Here is a 12799-nt window from a genome sequence, read left to right on the forward strand (position 1 = left end):
TTTCATGCGGGCTATCCCAGGCGGCTTTGCCAGCCGCAAACCATCTGCCCATGTCGTAGACTTCATTGAGGGGCGTACCTCCCTACCCTCGATGGCAGACGTTCACTTGGCAATGCCAGCGTCCTAAGGAGCCCCTGCGAAGCATCCGGTGTCACCGCAAAGCGCCGCGGCCCACCAACTTAGATACTTCGGCGACCACAATTGAGACGACACTGCTGAGACGACACTGCGGCACTTCGGACTCCTCAGGGAAGCGGGCTCTTGGCCGCGATGCGTTCTCACTCATCGAGCCGGGCGGGGCCTATCAAAGTCAAGCTGGTGGGGTTTCGAGATGATGTGGACAGGGATTTTAACTGTCGAAATTCTTGGTGGCGACACACGTGTTGACAAACATATTGCACAGTCGGAGATGCGCAAAGATCGGATGAAAAGTTCCGCTAAGTTCTGAAGGTGCCAACCTGGAGAGCGAGGCTTCGCGAGCGAGTTTGTGGAGAAATGAGGCAGGATGGAAGAAGAATCCGTAAGCGTTCAGCGTAGCGATCACGTGGCCGTGGCACGCGAAATCCAGGCCTTCATCGCTCGCTACCCGAACGTCTTCGGCGGCTCTGACATCTACAATCTCGATTCCGGAGTGCCAATCGCCCGTGCTGGTATGATGGCGGCGGTGTTGACGGGTTTAGTCGACCAAGAGGGGCGGTTGGCCGTCCGTCATTTCGTCGTGCTGGTGCCGCCAGGTACGGATCGATCGGGTGCGGTTGAGACCGTTTGGGCCCAGTTCGTCGAGAGCTTCGAAGTATTGGCAAAGCGTCAGCTTGAGCCCCGCGAAGTTGCTGCCCTGAAGGCGCGAATGAATGTGCTGGTCTGCGCAGATCGGCACCATAGTTCGGTGCTCGACATCATCGCAGAGCAGGGCGAACGAACGGCCGTCATCGTCACGGAGGCTGCCAGCTACCGAGACGATGGAATCGAGTCTTACGTGGCACCAGGCGCGGTGACCCCGCTGCAGCCTGAAGACGTTTGGGCTCCGCAGCTGCACGCACTAGCTACCGCAGCGACTCGGTTGGCTAAGGAAAAGGCGCTCTATGTGGCGCTCGATGCCGATGAGCTCAGCCCTCGTCGCAAGGAGCTGTTCGACTTGCTTCTGACAGTCGACGGTTGTGGCGTAATGGGCTCGGACAGCGCCGAGGATCCAGAGACGGTCTTGTCCAAGCACGTTGATCAATGGGACGCATGGATCCGGCAGGGCAGGCTGGGTCAGGCCTTGCGGGATGTCGAAGCACTGCCGCCGTCGCTCGACAGACAAAAGGCCTTCCTGCGTATCCAGCTCCTCTACCGCGCCGGGCATTTGGAGCATGCGCTGCAGGCCATCCGTGAATTGTTGCCGATGGAGTCTGAGCTGGATGCGGGTTCACGAGTCAAACTTGCCCGCGTCGCCCAAGATGCCAATGCCTCGCGGCTGGCGGAAGAGCTACTGATGCCGATCATCGATGGGCTAGACAATCGAGAGGATTTGGAAAGCGCCTTAGCAACGGCACGCGACGGCAACTTAACCGACATCGAAGCAAGGACTGCTGCTCGTCTTGGAGCGCTCTTTCCCGGCAGTGCGAGCTTACAGCGTCGGCAGTTCAGACAGCTGGTGCGCGCTCGGGACTATGCCGGCGCGGCGAGCTTCGCGCGGCAGAAGCTCGGCGATGACCGGCGTGCAGCGTTCTACGAAGCCCTGGACCGTCATTTCTCTGGTCAGTCGGTGCCGGACTATCTGGCGCTGATTGCGGCGGCTGGTCGCGACGAAGCCCTAGCAGAAGCTTACCGCATGGCGAGCGTTGGCGACGCGCTCGCGCGAAAGCTCTTGGTCCACGCGTTCGACCTTGTGATGCCTCTTCCTTCGGTGTCGGAGCTATCAGAACGTGGGGAACGACTGCTCCTTGACACACTCGAAGCGCTGCTGCTGGCCTCCAGTAAGGGTGACGGATGGGCTGTACCGCGCGATCGTTTCCAGGCTGCGGTACTAGAACTCATCGAGCGGCTGGCTGCGAACCCTGACAATCGAGCGCTACGCGTGGGTCTTGTCGAGCTCATGCAGCCCGCCGTCGCCGGAACAGCAGGATTGACCTTGATGGCGGTGCTGGTGCTTCAGCTCGCGTCCCGTCCGATCGAGCTTCGGAAGAGCGCCTCCCCGGGAAAAGCCGACATGGACTGGCTGATGGAGCGCAAACCGTTTCTGACGGCCGCTTTCAACTGGATGAAGGCCGAAGAACCGCTGGTGATCGGCCGCTCGGTGCTTCCATCAGAGCTTCTTACGGAGCCCGCCGACGAAGTGGTTTCGGCCGTCTCGGATTACCTCACTTACGCACCGCCTGGCACATTCGAAGACACGAGCGCCATGCTGACCTGGTTGGCGTTCGGGGCATCGGTTGCCCCGCATTCCAGCGATCCGGACTACGACCTGCGCCTCATCCGCCTTGTCGCCGGCAAGCTCGCGAGCGCAGGCGATATTCAACAGGCGCGGGACTTGGCTGAACAGGCGCTCATCAACTGCGCCGCGAGCGCGCGGCGCCGACGCTTGGGTTGGTTCGCGATGGCCGATGTCTACGCACGCGGAGGGAATTCCATCGAAGGGCTGTTGGCGATCGCTTGCACGCTGGCAGCCGATGACGGTGGCGACGAGGAAGAAATCTATCAGGAAATCACCGGCGTCGCGCGACTTTTCCGGGATTGTGGACTTCATGACCACGCTCGGATCGTGATCGACAAAGCTCGGAGCGTGCTCGAGCGCATGGGGCTGCGCGATCGCTATGGGCATGAACTTGACACGCTCGAGTTGCAGCTTCGGCAGATGAGATTGCGGATTGCAGAAGATGTAAACGCGACGTTGACGGCCCTGCTGGTCGATGTCGTCGCGAACGGACGTGACGTGCTTCGCCATCGCGGGCATACAGCGCCTGCTGGGGCGCTTCTTGGGCAGCTGCTACGCACCGCGCGTCTGCGAGGGCTCGCGGTTCCGCCTGAGGCCGATGAGACATTCGACGAGTTGCAACGGGGTGCCAGAGGCTCATTCGGCGACCTGGTCGCTACCATGTCTGCTGCGAGGCCCACCGCCGAGGACTTGTTCTCGGTCATGCGAGCGCTCGGCCCGGCCCGCTACTCCGACGATGTCGGTTTTGATATGCGAAATCTGGCGATCGCAGCCGGACGAGCGCTTGCGGGGGAAGATTTGCTCAAGAGCCCTGAAGGTGCGGCATTCGTCCTCGACTTGCTCGCCGATCGTGGCGTGGCATTGCCAGGATGGGACGAGGCCGCCGTGCCGCCGCCAGCCCCGGCGACTATTGGAGAGACGGCCGAGATCGCGCGCGCCATCTCTCGTGCTGGGCTCAGCGTGGTTCAAGTGGGCTTCGACGAGATTGGCCGTCTTGTGCGTCTAGCCACTACTGGAGGTGAGCTTGGCCAGCCTGCCAGGGAGCCTGCCGATATCATACTTGAGGAGCGATTGAAGCGGTGGGCGGTCAAGTTTCCTTATGCCTACGGCATCGACGAAAACACCGCCAACCTGTTTTACACATCCACGGCCGACCTGCGGCTTTCGCAGCTGCCGGACGGGCCCGTCGTTATTGCCGCCGACACGGGGTTCCAAACCTTTCCGCCGAATCTACTTTTTGTCGACGGTGAGTTCGCTGGGCGGACTAGACCGATGGCGGCAACACCCTCGCTGGCTTGGCTCGGGCGCGCCCGCGAGGCTGCCTTCTTAGGCGACGGTCGGATGTGTGCGTGGATCTCGACTGCCGCCCGCGGCGACAGCCAAACACTGCAGATGATCGCAGAAAGACTCCAGCCGACCTTTGAACAGTACGGGTTCACGGTTGAAAACGGTTCGGTGCTGCCGGGAGCGTTCGCCGGAGCGACCTTGGCCGTGGTAACCGCGCACGGTGGCGTACATCCAGAAGGCCGCTACTTCCAGGTCGTATCGGACGAGGGCATCCTTCGGGTCACTGCTGCCGATCTCGCCAACGCCCTACGCAACATCGGTGTCGTGATCCTCTTCGTATGCAGCGGAGGGCGTACGGACAAGCATCCAGCCGCGAACACGACGCTTGGGCTGGCGAAGCAGATTGTCGACCGAGGCTGTTCGGCGGTAATAGCGTCGCCTTGGCCGCTCGATGCTCGTGTTCCGTCACATTGGCTGCCAGCATTCCTCGAACGCTGGAATTCGGGAGCGACACTGATTGAGGCAAACTTCATTGCGAACCAGGTCGTCGACCAACGCTTCGCGCAAGATCCCGCGCGCGGGTTGGCGATGACCGTGTTCGGCAACCCGGAACTCTCGCTGGCCAGTGCCCGCTCCCCCGCGCGTGCAGGGAAGCAGTAGCGATGCAGCCATTCCGAGTATGTCCGGTCGAAGACAAGGTGCTTCGACGATGAGATGCGCGCTAACGGCCCGTGCATGCGGGGGGCGGCTACAGCGTTATTGAGTTACGCGCCGCCCCCCGCACTCCTATGTCGGTGCTGCCTAGACGAGATGGTGCCTAGATGGAATCCGGTAGGGCGCTTGGGTTTGAGGGGATGGAAGGCTTGGGAGGTGGGCGACAGATTCGTGTGGGGGCGAAAAGGCTTCGACACCAAGGCGATCCGCACCATCATCCGGCTGCGTAAGAAAGACCAAGCCGAGCGCCAGGAAGAGGACGCCATCCTCGATCTATATATGGCCGCGCTCGGAATGGTCTAAGATTAACCGCCCGGTACCCTTGCGGTGGCCGGAGATACGGTTTGAACCATGAGCGAATTCGACTTTGGCGGTCGCCGCGCCTCGGAATTCCGCCATCGCGGCTTCTGGACGCTGTTCGCTGAGCGGCATCCGGAAGAAAGAGCCCGGCTGGCGCGGCGCGGACCCTGGTTCTGGCAGCGCGGGCTGCCCGACTTCGCCTTGGTCCTTTCCATGTATGTCGCGCCGGCGCAGAACCATGTTGGCGTCTTCTTCGGCCGCAACGAGAAGTTCGGCGCCACGCAAAGCTGGTCGCGGCTGAAGCCGTTCCAGCCAGCCATCGAAGACAGGCTGAAACTCAGGCCGGACCAAAGCTGCGAGGGCCTCGGCATCAATTCGATGTGGCGGGTCAACTGCTATGCCGAGGACAATTGGCCTGCCATGACCGACTGGCTGGTGACGGAGTGTTCGCGTGTCGAGCGCGCCGTCACCGAAGTGCTTGGGCAGGGGTAGGGCGCTGGTGTCCCTGGAAGGCGTCAGGTCCTTCTTCCGCTCGCGTTGGCTTGGCCAGGTGCCGATCGACCGGCTGTTCTGGCGCGACATGATGCTGGTTGGGACGGGGATCAACGTTGCTTCGTCCGCGGCAGCACTGATCCTGCTTGGACTGAAGATGCCGCTCGGCTTCGTGCTGGCGGTGCATTTCGCACCGGTGCCCTACAACATCTTTCTCACTATCGCGGTCTGGCGGACGGCAGAACAATCGGGCGCCAAGGCCTCGCTGATGCTGTTGGGCTCGGCGCTCTGGCTCGTCGCCACGGTGGCGGTCTGAACGGGCCGAACGCAGCACGAAAAAGGGCGGCCGAAGCCGCCCCTTGCTGAAAGTTACACGATGCCGATCAGGCCGCCGGCTCGAATTTCAGCGCGACGCCGTTGATGCAGTAGCGCAGGCCGGTCGGCGGCGGGCCGTCCTCGAAGACGTGGCCGAGATGGCTGCCGCAGCGGGCGCAGTGGCATTCGGTGCGGACCATGCCGTAGCTGCGGTCGATGGTGTTCTCGACCGAGCCGGGCACCGGATCGTTGAAGCTCGGCCAGCCGGTGCCGCTCTCGAACTTCAGCTTGGATTCGAACAACGGCTGGTCGCAGCCGACGCAGGAAAATGTGCCGGCGCGCTTCTCGTAGAGCAAGGCGCAGCTTCCCGGCCGCTCGGTGCCGTGGCCGCGCATGACCGCATATTGCTCCGGCGTAAGCCGGGCGCGCCATTCGGCGTCGGTGCGGGTGACGGGGTAGGTGTGGGTGTCCATATGATCTCCTCAGCCTTGGCGGCTCGTTGTTGATTGCAACCGGATATTCGCTCCAACATAGGCATTTGTTACGGATTTGCCCACATTTTCAATCGTGCCGTCTTCCTCAGACGATCGCCGCGAGATAGCGGGCGACCGAAGTGGCGAACGACTTCTTCCCGCCGCCGATGATGTTCAGGTCCCACCATGCGCCGCGGATGTCGTCGAAGTCGAATGGTTCAAGTGCTGCCGCGATGCGGCGCACGGCCGCCGCGTTGAGCGGTATCTGGTTGGGATAGCTGTACATGAAGCTGACATGGCGGCGCGTCGGCGTCACCTGGACGGTGTCGCCGGTCAGCAGCGCGTTGCCGCCATCGCGCTGCCAGTGCAGCACCTGGCTGCCGGCAAAATGGCCGCCGCAACGGATGAGTGTCAGGGACGGGTTGATGACAAGAGTTTCGCCCTCCCAACTGACGATCGAGGGATGCGGCCGCATGATCCATTGGCGGTCATCGGCATGGAGATACATCGGCACGCCGCCGAAGGCCTCACTCCATTCGGCCATCGCCGAATAGAAGTGGCAGTGCGAGATGGCGATGGCCGCCAGACCGCCGCGACGGTTTATCTCTGCTATCGCCTCGTCGCTGACCAGCGAGACGCAGTCCCACAGCACATTGCCGTGCGGCGTCTGCACCAGCTGTGCCCGCTGGCCGATGGCGAAGCGCGGCTCGATGCCGAAGGCAAGCACACCGGCATCATCCCTCATCACAAGTCTATGCCCGGCAGAGAGCTCTTGCTGTGTGATCCAGGCCTGGCCCTCCCAGCGCACAAATTGCCGCTCATCCTCGCAGATCGGGCAATGTTGCGGCGGTGTCTTCGTCGCCGCGAACTGGACGCCGCACTGCAGGCAGAGGAAGCAGGTCATCGGATCGGTCTTTCAATGCTTTCTGGAAAGCTGCTTGGTCGCGGCTTCGAGCCCGGCCAGCGTCAGCGGGAACATGCGGCCGCCAAAAATGTCGCGGATCATCGCGATCGAGTGGGTGTAACCCCAGTTCTTTTCGCTCTCGGGATTCAGCCATACCGCATTCGGCCATTGCTGCAGCAGGCGGCCGACCCAGACGGCGCCGGCCTCCGGATTCCAGTGCTCGACCGATCCGCCGGGGTGCGCAATCTCGTAGGGGCTCATCGAGGCGTCACCGACGACGATCACTTTGTAGTCCGGGCCGTATTTGTGGAGGAGGTCGAAGGTCGGAATCACCTCGGCATGGCGGCGCCGGTTGTCCTTCCACACGCCCTCGTAGAGGCAGTTGTGGAAGTAAAAATATTCGAGCTGGCGGAATTCGGCACGGGCCGCCGAAAACAGTTCCTCGACGCTCTTGATGTGGTCGTCCATCGAGCCGCCGACGTCGAAGAACATCAAAAGCTTCACGGCATTGCGCCGTTCGGGCCGCGTCTGCACGTCGAGATAGCCATGTTCGGCGGTGGCGTGGATGGTGCCGGGCAGGTCGAATTCTTCCTCGGCGCCTTCGCGCACCCAGCGGCGCAGCCGTTTTAGCGCGATCTTGATGTTACGGGTGCCGAGCTCGACGGCATCGTCGAAGTTTTTGAACTCGCGCTTGTCCCAGACCTTTACCGCGCGGCGGTTGCGGCTTTCGTGCTGGCCGATGCGCACGCCTTCGGGATTGTAGCCATAGGCGCCGAAGGGCGAGGTGCCGCCGGTGCCGATCCATTTCGAGCCGCCCTGGTGGCGGCCCTTCTGCTCCTCGAGCCGCTGCTTCAAGGTCTCCATCAGCTTCTCGAAACCGCCAAGCGCCTCGACCAGCTTTTTCTCTTCCTCGGTCAGGTGCTTTTCGGCGAGCCGGCGCAGCCATTCCTCGGGAATATTGGCGACGTCGACCGCATCCGGCCCGCCAAGCGCCTCGATGCCCTTGAATACATGCGCGAACACCTGGTCGAAGCGGTCGATATGGCGCTCGTCCTTCACCAGAGCGGCGCGGGCCAGGTAATAAAAACCTTCGACGTCGTAGTCGACCAGCCCGGCCTCCAGCCCCTCCAGCAGCGACAGATATTCCCGGAGCGAAACGGGAACACGCGCGGCCTTCAGTTCGAGGAAGAAGGGGATGAACATTTTTCTATCTACAGCAGATCATACTCGATGAAGCCGGTGCGGCGCGCCACATGGTCGTAGAGCTTGCGTGCGGTGGTGTTGGTCTCGTGCGTCATCCAGTAGACGTTCTTGACGCCGATTTTTTCCGCAGCGTCCTTCACCGCCTTGATCAGCGCTGCGCCGATGCCCTTGCCCCGCACGTCCGGGTCGGCGAACAGGTCCTGCAGGTAGCAGTTGTTTTTCTCCGACCAGCCGGAGCGGTGGTAGAGATAGTGGGTGAGGCCGACAGCCTTGCCGTCGACGGTGGCGATAAAACCCTTCGGCTCGAATTCACCCGCCGTGAACAACCGCTTCCAGGTGACGGCGTAGACTTCTTCTGGCAGCTTGGTCTCGTAGAAGGTCAGATAGTCGGTCCATAGGCGCTTCCAGTCGGCGTGGTCGGACTGTGCGAGCGGGCGGACAATAATCTCAGACATTTCATCTCCTCCGAAGGGTTGCGGCCGAAGCTGCCTTCCTGTCTGGCCGGCAGCAACGGTCCACAGCGGGAAAAGCGCTACTGCTGCCTGGCTATTGCTGCCTTCTGGCCATGAAGGCCAGCCGCTCGAACAGGTGCACGTCCTGTTCGTTCTTCAGCAACGCGCCATGCAGTTTGGGCAGTGCATTCTTCGGATCGGCGCGCAGATCCTCGGGCGCGATGTCGTCGGCGACGAGCAGGCGGATCCAGTCGAGCGCCTCGGAGGTCGACGGCTTCTTCTTCAGGCCCGGCACGTCACGGATCTCGTAGAACTGGGTGAGGGCCGCCCGCACCAAATTCTGTTTGATGCCGGGATAGTGGACGTCGACAATCCTGTGCAGGGTGTCGACGTCGGGAAAGCGGATGTAGTGGAAGAAGCAGCGGCGCAGGAAGGCGTCCGGCAGTTCCTTCTCGTTGTTGGAGGTGATGATGACGATGGGCCTGATAGCAGCGCGGATGGTCTCGCCGGTCTCGTAGACGAAGAACTCCATCCGATCGAGTTCCTGCAGCAGGTCGTTGGGGAATTCGATGTCGGCCTTGTCGATCTCGTCGATGAGCAGCACGACCTTCTTGCCCGCCGCGAACGCCTCCCATAGCTTGCCGCGCTTGATGTAGTTCTTGATGTCGTTGAACCTGCTGTCGCCGAGCTGGCTGTCGCGCAGCCGCGAGACGGCGTCGTACTCGTAAAGGCCCTGTTGCGCCCTGGTGGTCGATTTGACGTGCCATTCGATGAGATCGAGTCCAAGTGCCGATGCCACCTGGCGGGCAAGTTCGGTCTTGCCGGTGCCGGGCTCACCCTTGACCAGCAAGGGCCGCTCCAGTGCGATCGCCGCGTTGACGGCCACCATCAGATCCTTGTCGGCGACATAGGCCGCCGTGCCTTCGAAACGCATTTTTGCTCCTTGGTTCACGTCATGAGCGTAAGGACGCCGACCGGCCTGTGCAAGGGTGCGACGCGGGTGGCGAATAAAGCCGCCGAGACTGTCTGCATCACTGGCGCTTGACTGATGAGCGGCCTATATTGGGGGGGACGGTCTGTGCTTCCCGGCAGGAGAACATTTTCCCCGGGGCCTTAACGATCCTTAGGGAGCTGTCCCTGGGAAGACCCGTGGGTTTTCTCACACGGCGCCCACCTACTTTGTAGGTTCCCGGGATCGCTCTCTCCACCGGTTGTGTGGATCGTCACTTCTTGCCCCTGTATCCACGCATTTCGGTGGATCATGCGGTAGAAAACGTCGCTCCCAAAACGCCATCCATATCCGGCCTTTTCTATCGTCCGCGCATGACATCTCTCAAAGACCTGAAAAAACAGCTGCGGCTCGAGGCGCTTGGGCGCCGCGATGCGCTCGATGAATTCTGGCGGGTCGAAGTAGCGCTCGAAATGGCCGAGACGGCGCGCGATCATCTCACCATCGAGCCCGGTCAGATCGTCTCCGGCTTCTGGCCGATGCGTTCGGAAGTCGACGTCAGGCCATTGATGTTTGCCTTGCGTGAAAAGGGCGCCAGGCTTTGCCTGCCTGCCATTCTCGACAAGACCACGATCGTCTTTCGCGAGCTGGTGCGTGGCGCGCCGATGGTCGACATGGGTTTTGGCACCGTCGGGCCGCATGAAGAGGCCGAGGTGCTTGATCCAGAGGTGATGCTGGTGCCGCTTGCCGCGTTCGACGCGCGTGGTCACCGCATCGGCTACGGCGCCGGCTACTACGACCGCGCGATCGCGAAGCTTGTCGACAAGGGGCATGCGCCCCGATTGATCGGCATCGCCTTCGACTGCCAGGAAGTTCCGCAGGTTCCGGACGAGAACCATGACGTGGTCATCCCGGAAATACTCACCGAGAGCGGGTTGCGCCGCTTCGGCATCGCTTAAAAGATCGCGATCTGCTTAACGGGTTTCCAAGATATATCGGATAGCGTTCCTGCAATACAGTCCGGGCCGATGGCAACCATGGCTTTTGTCTTTGCACGCTTCCTGCTGATGCCGTTCGTCTTGATCGCGGTGACACTGTTGGCGATGGCATTGCACGTCATCAGAACCTCCGTGCATCATCAAGCCGCCTGGAATCAGACGGTTGCCACCGTAATTTCCGTCAGTCCCTACAGTGAAAAGCAGGAAAACGGCCTCACCACGGACGGCATCGATGTCGCCGTCACCTATGTCGCCAACGACGCGCCGATGGGCTGGTCCGGCAAGGGAAAGATCATCGGTCTCTACAAGGCAGCCGTGGGCGACAAGGTAGAGATGTATTACAACCCTGCCGATCCATCGAAGCTCGATACCGCTGCGATGAAAGGCTGGCGCGGCGGATTGCTGCTCCTTGCCGTTACCGGCGGGTTCATCGTCTTCTACATCTGGTTCTTCTGGTTGCGCGGACGGAACGCGCCGCCGACATTGCCGATGACGCCATCGTCCGTCGGCGCATTGGGTGCGGGCGCAAAACCACCCCAGCCGCCGCGCGCCACTTTCGGCCGGCGTTAGGGCCAGCCGTACTACCGCTTGCCTAGCGTCCATGGCTCTGGAATAGAAGTGGATATGAGACTTCTTTTCCTCGGCGACATGGTTGGCAAGACGGGACGCACGGCGGTTTGGGAACAACTGCCTGGTCTGATCTCGGATTTCAAACTCGATTTCGTCATCGTCAATGGCGAGAATGCTGCCGGCGGTTTCGGCATCACCGAAGAGATCTTTCGCGAGACCATCGCGGCCGGCGCCGATGTTGTCACCACCGGCAACCATGTCTGGGACCAGCGCGACGCGCTCGCCTTCGCGCCACGCGAAGAGCGCTTCCTGCGTCCCTCCAACTTTCCCAAGGGCACGCCCGGGCGCGGCTCCGGCGTCTACATATCGAGGGGCGGGGCGAGGGTGCTGGTCGCCAACATCATGGGCCGGGTGTTCATGCATCCCGAGCTCGACGATCCGTTCCAGGCCGGCGAGCGTGAGCTTGCCGCCTGTCCGCTCGGCGAGCAGGCGGATGCGGTGGTGATCGACTTCCATGCCGAGGCAACGTCGGAAAAGATGTGTTTCGCGCATTTCGTCGATGGCCGCGCCAGCCTGGTCGTCGGCACCCACACCCACCAGCCGACCGCCGACCACCAGATCCTCAATGGCGGCACCGGCTATCTGTCCGATGCCGGCATGTGCGGCGACTACGATTCCTCGCTCGGCATGGACAAGGAGGAGCCGCTCAACCGGTTCCTGTCGAAAGTGCCTAAGGGGCGTTTCGAGGCTGCGACCGGACCGGCGACATTGTGTGGGGTTGGTGTCAATATTTCCGATCGTACCGGACTGACCGAGAAGATCGCGCCGTTTCGTCGCGGGCCGCGATTGGAAGAAACGGCTCCATCTTTCTGGTCGTGACATTGATATAGAGGTTTGTAGTACCTAACTGCCGGCGACACTGCTCTAGATCGTAGGGGACGACCTCCATGCAGCTCATTGAGTTTCTGGCGCCGCATTTTCATTTTGTATCCGACCCGACAGCCTGGGTCGCTTTGCTGACGCTGGTGGTGCTGGAGATCGTGCTCGGCATCGACAATCTGATCTTCATCTCGATCCTGACCAACAAGCTGCCGGAAGCGCAGCGGGCCCGCGCCCGCCGGCTCGGCATCTCGGCGGCGCTGGTCATGCGGCTGGTGCTGCTCGCCACCATCTCGATCATCGTCCAGCTGACGACGCCGGTCTTCACCGCATTCGGCCATGGCTTCTCTTGGCGCGACCTGATCCTGATCGCCGGCGGCCTGTTCCTGGTCTGGAAGGCGACCAAGGAGATCCATCACACCGTCGATCCCGACGACCATCAGGACACGATGCTGGGCGGGACGCTGCAGATCAGCCTTGCCGGCGCGATCTTCCAGATCCTGCTGCTCGACCTCGTCTTCTCGATCGATTCCATCATCACCGCCGTCGGCATGACCGACGAGATCGCCATCATGTACATCGCCGTGATCGTGGCCGTCACCGTGATGATGCTGGCGGCAGGGCCGCTGGCCAACTTCATCGCCAAGAACCCCAGCATCGTCATGCTGGCGCTGGGCTTCCTGCTGATGATCGGCATGACGCTGATCGCCGACGGCATGGGCTATCACGTGCCCAAGGGCTACATCTACGCGGCGATGGGTTTTTCGGCCCTGGTCGAAGGGCTCAACATGCTGGCGCGGCAGCGCAAGAAGGCGAGGCCCAGCGACGGGCATTGAGCGATCGGCAG

12 protein-coding genes, 1 other RNA gene and 1 pseudogene are annotated in these 12799 nt (G+C 61.8%); 9 read left to right on the top strand and 5 right to left on the bottom strand.

Features of this window, described 5'->3' with window-relative positions:
• Nucleotides 1-505 precede the first annotated feature (505 nt).
• The 4 genes and pseudogenes from AC56QX_RS08180 to AC56QX_RS08195 all read left to right on the top strand — a co-directional run bounded on the left by AC56QX_RS08180 (nucleotide 506) and on the right by AC56QX_RS08195 (nucleotide 5525).
• Nucleotides 506-4363, top strand: a complete 3858-nt coding sequence (locus tag AC56QX_RS08180; protein WP_497115106.1) for a hypothetical protein — start codon at nucleotides 506-508, stop codon at nucleotides 4361-4363.
• A gap of 240 nt (nucleotides 4364-4603) precedes the next feature.
• Nucleotides 4604-4720: pseudogene (locus tag AC56QX_RS08185) on the top strand (DUF2312 domain-containing protein); the annotation flags it as partial.
• Between the two features lie 48 nt (nucleotides 4721-4768).
• Nucleotides 4769-5209 carry a hypothetical protein gene (locus AC56QX_RS08190; protein ID WP_497115108.1) on the top strand — a complete coding sequence of 147 codons (441 nt, stop codon included), beginning with the start codon at nucleotides 4769-4771 and terminating at the stop codon, nucleotides 5207-5209.
• Between the two features lie 7 nt (nucleotides 5210-5216).
• Nucleotides 5217-5525 (top strand): hypothetical protein, encoded by a 309-nt coding sequence (locus AC56QX_RS08195; RefSeq protein WP_497115110.1) that lies wholly within the window; start codon nucleotides 5217-5219, stop codon nucleotides 5523-5525.
• A gap of 67 nt (nucleotides 5526-5592) precedes the next feature.
• On the opposite strand, the gene msrB is transcribed toward AC56QX_RS08195, so the two are convergent.
• The 5 genes from msrB to AC56QX_RS08220 form a co-directional block, all read right to left on the bottom strand.
• Nucleotides 5593-5997 carry a peptide-methionine (R)-S-oxide reductase MsrB gene (gene msrB / locus AC56QX_RS08200; protein WP_013892492.1) on the bottom strand — a complete coding sequence of 135 codons (405 nt, stop codon included), beginning with the start codon at nucleotides 5995-5997 and terminating at the stop codon, nucleotides 5593-5595.
• Nucleotides 5998-6103: 106 nt separating this feature from the next.
• Nucleotides 6104-6901 carry an MBL fold metallo-hydrolase gene (locus AC56QX_RS08205; protein ID WP_497115112.1) on the bottom strand — a complete coding sequence of 266 codons (798 nt, stop codon included), beginning with the start codon at nucleotides 6899-6901 and terminating at the stop codon, nucleotides 6104-6106.
• A gap of 12 nt (nucleotides 6902-6913) precedes the next feature.
• Nucleotides 6914-8104, bottom strand: a complete 1191-nt coding sequence (locus tag AC56QX_RS08210; RefSeq protein WP_497115114.1) for a vWA domain-containing protein — start codon at nucleotides 8102-8104, stop codon at nucleotides 6914-6916.
• An 8-nt stretch (nucleotides 8105-8112) separates the two neighbouring features.
• Entirely contained in the window at nucleotides 8113-8559 is a 447-nt protein-coding gene (locus AC56QX_RS08215) for a GNAT family N-acetyltransferase (protein ID WP_497115116.1), read from the bottom strand.
• Between the two features lie 91 nt (nucleotides 8560-8650).
• Nucleotides 8651-9490 carry an AAA family ATPase gene (locus AC56QX_RS08220; RefSeq protein WP_497115118.1) on the bottom strand — a complete coding sequence of 280 codons (840 nt, stop codon included), beginning with the start codon at nucleotides 9488-9490 and terminating at the stop codon, nucleotides 8651-8653.
• Nucleotides 9491-9626: 136 nt separating this feature from the next.
• Between AC56QX_RS08220 and ssrS the strand changes: the two genes are divergently transcribed.
• The 5 genes from ssrS (at nucleotide 9627) to AC56QX_RS08245 (ending at nucleotide 12788) form a co-directional block, all read left to right on the top strand.
• Nucleotides 9627-9782, top strand: a non-coding RNA gene (gene ssrS, locus AC56QX_RS08225) — 6S RNA.
• Nucleotides 9783-9879: 97 nt separating this feature from the next.
• Nucleotides 9880-10464, top strand: coding sequence for a 5-formyltetrahydrofolate cyclo-ligase (locus tag AC56QX_RS08230; protein ID WP_497115119.1), 585 nt, complete (start codon nucleotides 9880-9882; stop codon nucleotides 10462-10464).
• Between the two features lie 78 nt (nucleotides 10465-10542).
• The gene (locus AC56QX_RS08235) at nucleotides 10543-11073 is read left to right on the top strand and encodes a DUF3592 domain-containing protein (RefSeq protein ID WP_497115121.1); all 531 of its coding nucleotides are present in this window, start codon (nucleotides 10543-10545) and stop codon (nucleotides 11071-11073) included.
• A 54-nt stretch (nucleotides 11074-11127) separates the two neighbouring features.
• The gene (locus tag AC56QX_RS08240) at nucleotides 11128-11952 is read left to right on the top strand and encodes a TIGR00282 family metallophosphoesterase (RefSeq protein ID WP_172222735.1); all 825 of its coding nucleotides are present in this window, start codon (nucleotides 11128-11130) and stop codon (nucleotides 11950-11952) included.
• A gap of 68 nt (nucleotides 11953-12020) precedes the next feature.
• Nucleotides 12021-12788 carry a TerC family protein gene (locus tag AC56QX_RS08245; protein ID WP_497115123.1) on the top strand — a complete coding sequence of 256 codons (768 nt, stop codon included), beginning with the start codon at nucleotides 12021-12023 and terminating at the stop codon, nucleotides 12786-12788.
• Nucleotides 12789-12799 lie beyond the last annotated feature (11 nt).

The organism is Mesorhizobium sp. RCAM 06353, from assembly GCF_059683585.1.